3 protein-coding genes are annotated in these 4134 nt (G+C 40.0%); 2 read left to right on the forward strand and 1 reads right to left on the reverse strand.

Annotated elements, in window-relative coordinates; all coding sequences use genetic code 11:
- Positions 1 to 355 precede the first annotated feature (355 nt).
- Entirely contained in the window at positions 356 to 2311 is a 1956-nt protein-coding gene (locus Q0954_RS33080; protein ID WP_299466057.1) for a M1 family metallopeptidase, read from the forward strand.
- A gap of 164 nt (positions 2312 to 2475) precedes the next feature.
- On the forward strand, positions 2476 to 3099 hold the full coding sequence (locus tag Q0954_RS33085; RefSeq protein WP_299466060.1) for a hypothetical protein: 624 nt from the start codon (positions 2476 to 2478) through the stop codon (positions 3097 to 3099).
- A 480-nt stretch (positions 3100 to 3579) separates the two neighbouring features.
- Here Q0954_RS33085 and Q0954_RS33090 read toward each other — a convergent pair.
- Positions 3580 to 4134, reverse strand: a 555-nt coding sequence (locus Q0954_RS33090; RefSeq protein WP_299466063.1) for a transposase, incomplete at its 5' end; no start/stop codon positions are given.

Genomic DNA, 4134 nt, shown 5'->3' on the forward strand with positions numbered 1-4134 from the left:
TTGGTCTAAGAGCGACACTGATTGCTACTTTCGTAAATGCAAATGCTGCTTAAAACACTTTCGCAAGAAGTCTATTACTTGCTTGAGTAGTCAATTGTTTTTGCTAAATCCGTGACAAATCCTGCTAATTTTACCACAATTTCGTTTTTGCAGATAAAATTATATAAACTTGAGCTTTGAAACTTTCTGTAGACAAGTAACCACAAGTGATTAGCTACAAACGACAAACAATAACAAGTTATCAATGTTCAGTACTTTGTTCCAGTTTGTCAGTTTAAGCCCCAACGCATAATTGAGCATATCTAATCAAGTAGGTTGGTGGTGTTATGCGCTAGTTTAGGCTTGCTTGTAGCTTATGGCTAAGCACTTGTTGCTGTATTACTCAAAGCAGAAAGAAGTAATGGTTGTCAATAAATTAATTTTTTATATCATAATGAATAAATACATAATATACGGGTGGTTGTTGCTGCTAATCGGCACGGCTCAAACTTATGCACAACGTTCGGGCGGCTACTGGCAACAGCAGGTTGACTATAAGATGGAGATTGATTTCGATGCAACTACTCATCGTTTTACAGGCAAACAAAAAATAGTGTATACCAACAACTCGCCTGATGAACTGACGCAGGTTTTTTATCATCTGTACTTCAATGCTTTTCAGCCAGGTAGTATGATGGATGTGCGCTCGCGTACCATCAAAGACCCCGACGGACGTGTAACAGATCGTATTTTTTACCTTAAACCTAACGAAATTGGTTACCAGAAAATTAAGTCACTCAAACAAGATGGCAAAGCCCTTACTTATAAAGTAGAAGGAACTATACTTGAAGTAAAGTTGAACAAAGCCATTCAGCCTGGAAAGAAAACCACTTTTGAGATGGAGTTTGAAGGGCAAGTACCTAAGCAAATCCGTCGCTCGGGACGTGATAACCGCGAAGGAGTAGCTTATTCTATGACTCAATGGTATCCTAAACTTGCCGAGTACGACCACCAGGGGTGGCATGCCAACCCTTACGTAGGTCGTGAGTTTCATGGAGTATGGGGCGATTTTGATGTGAAAATTACCATGGACTCTTCTTATGTAATTGCTGCTTCAGGATACCTGCAAAACCCGGAAAAAATAGGGCACGGATATACCACCAAGAAAGTAAAAAGAGACAAAGGTGCCAAGCTTACCTGGCATTTCAAAGCGCCCAATGTACACGATTTTGCCTGGGCTGCCGACAAAGAGTACATTCACGATACTGCACCAGGACCTCATGGGGTTACTTTACACTTCTTTTATAAGAAAAGCCTCGCAGATCGCTACAAAAGCATCTGGAAAAAACTACCTGACTATACCGCCAAGGCGATGACTTATGTAAGTAAGAATTTTGGTCAATATCCTTATAAGCAATATTCAGTAATACAAGGTGGTGATGGTGGAATGGAATACGCCATGGCTACGCTCATTACCGGAAAACGACAGCTGGGTAGCTTGGTAGGGGTAACAGTACACGAAATGGTACATAGTTGGTATCAGATGGTATTGGGTACCAACGAGAGCCTGTATTCTTGGATGGACGAAGGATTCAATACTTATGTAACCAACCTTACCATGCAGCACTTGTTTAGGGGTAATGTAAAATTAAACCCCAGCGGTTATCGTAGCTACCGAAAGTTGGTGGAGTCAGGAAAAGAAGAGGCTCTTTCTACCCACGCTGACCACTTTAACACCAACCTTGCTTATGGTGCGGCGGCTTATACCAAAGGAAGTATTTTTGTAAATCAACTGAACTATATCATTGGCGCAGAAAATACAGCCAAGGGAATGTTGGAGTATTTTAATGCCTGGAAGTTTAAACACCCTACCGACATAGACTTTGTAAGAGTAATGGAGAAGGTGTCAGGACTAGAGTTAGACTGGTACCGTGAGTATTGGGTGTTGAGCACTCATACTATAGACTATGGTATAAAAGCAGTACAGGACAAAGGCGATAAAACCGAGGTAGTGTTGGAGCGCATAGGCAAGATGCCCATGCCAATAGAGGTAGTAGTGACCTACAACGATGGCAGCAAAGAAAAATACTACATGCCGTTGCGGATCATGCGTGGTGAAAAGCCCCAGGACGATAAGAATATGAAACGTACCATTAAACCTGACTGGCCCTGGACATTCCCCACTTATAGTTTAACCATTGACCGCAAACGAGGTGATATTGCCAAAATAGAAATTGACCCAAGTCTGTTGATGGCAGACATTGATCGTAAAAACAATGTATACCCTAAGAAAATAGACAGCCAAACTACTTTCCCTTCTGACAAGAAGTAGACCCAGGAAGTGAAAGAAAATCATAAAAAACCGTTGTGTGCACATAAAACGCATAGCGGTTTTTTATTTATATTATGCAATCAAGAGTGGCTATTGTTGAAAAGCAACGCCCAAAATATACGAAACGAACAACAATTGAATACTAATTAAGAAGCCATAGATCAATGATGAAAATCTTTCAAAAAATAAGCTATGTGATGTGGATGTTTTTGCTGTTGAGCTGTAGCAACCAAAAAAAAGAATTGTCCTTTTGGGAAAAGAAGCACGACTTACCCGAACTTAGACAAATTCAAAACAGGTTAGACATCTTACTGGATAAATACCAGCTTAAACCACGTTTGTTGAATGATACTATCGATGTATATGCTGCACTAGACGCACACAAGACAAAGTATCCGGGCAATGTAAAAGTGAGCACCTTGAACAATACCTTACAGGAAAGACAAAAACCAAGCTGGCGTGAGGACTACCTGTGTGTGGTGTATGTGTCAGACAGGGTAGAGTTGGTACTTAGCCGTAAAATGTGGGCATTGATGATTTTTCACGAAGGATTGACCGATCAGGAAAGAGGTACTCCTGAAGGTTGGTTTTTTACATCAAATGGCTGGAGTATATACAGAATGGGTGATGATAGGGCAGTATGGCGAGACCAGGATTATTATGTAGTGTTGGGTAAACAAGAGAAGGATAGAGGGATTAACAAGTGGGACTTAAGCCGTAAAGGACGTAAGTATATCCGAAAATTTCTCAGGGCGTATGCGCAACGCAGGCTACCCAATGGAGAGTAAATACCTAATAACTTTTCATGTGTTGTCTTGTTTATGTTTAGCCAAACGAAAGAAAAAACTTTTCTACACTTTCTTTGAATATTTTATCGTATTTGTTTTCATAAAAAAACAGCTATAGTTGCCTCAAAGCAACTATAGCTGTTTAAATAACTGACCTTTCGCAGGTCAAAAACTTGTTTAATAAAATAATATACCAGTCAGCAAACAAGCTAATAAAATATAATGATTCGGGTATCTATCAGCCGTTACTTTTTTCTCCAGGTTAAAAAAGTAACCAAAAACCCTCCGAATCAAGTTCGGCTCGCAGCTCCGAGCTTGCTCTCGGAGAGTTCAAGCACCGCAGCTGTAGTTTGTTTCGCCTAAATCTGTGCTACTACGCCGAAACTGCTCAAACTCGCTTCGCTCAGACAGTGATCAGTTTAGCTAAAGCAGAGGTACTGTGTACAAAAGCAAGTATTTGAATATAATTTTTTTTAGATTTTAGGAGGGGCAGCTCGTCGCCCCTTTCTTTATATAGTTTGGGTCATAAGAAGTATCATTCTTCCATAATGTATATATGAGCGTAAGTACTTTGCGGCATACCGCTAGTGTTGCAGCCCTACCATTTCTACCTTGTGCAACTCTATCATAAAAAGCTCTTATATCCTCAGAAACCCTGATTGAAGAGAATGCAGGACAAAATAATACGCTTTTAATACGTTTATTCCCCTTTTTTTTCATCCTACTCTTACCTTTCATATCTCCTGACTCTGAATGATCAATACTTAATGCTGCATAGGAAATCAACTGGCGAACACTATCTGTTTTGGCAAAACCATCAGTTTCTGCTAATACTGTAGCAACTACAGTATGACCAACCCCTGGGATCGACAGGACATTCTCTATTTTCTGACTCACATCTTGATACTCTTTGGATTCCTTAGTCAAATGATGCTTAATTTCTTTTTCTAAGGTCTTAAGTTGAGATTTGATCAAGCCCAATCGTTCTTCTATCAATTCTTTGCGCACAGGGTGCAAATATTTTGAATGAATGAG

Source organism: uncultured Microscilla sp., from assembly GCF_947493425.1.
Classification (GTDB): domain Bacteria; phylum Bacteroidota; class Bacteroidia; order Cytophagales; family Microscillaceae; genus Microscilla.

Bases quoted from the DNA above. Each gene is read 5' to 3' on its own strand.
- Q0954_RS33080 (WP_299466057.1), top strand. From the start codon at position 356: ATGGCTAAGCACTTGTTGCTGTATTACTCAAAGCAGAAAGAAGTAATG.
- Q0954_RS33085 (WP_299466060.1), top strand. From the start codon at position 2,476: ATGATGAAAATCTTTCAAAAAATAAGCTATGTGATGTGGATGTTTTTG.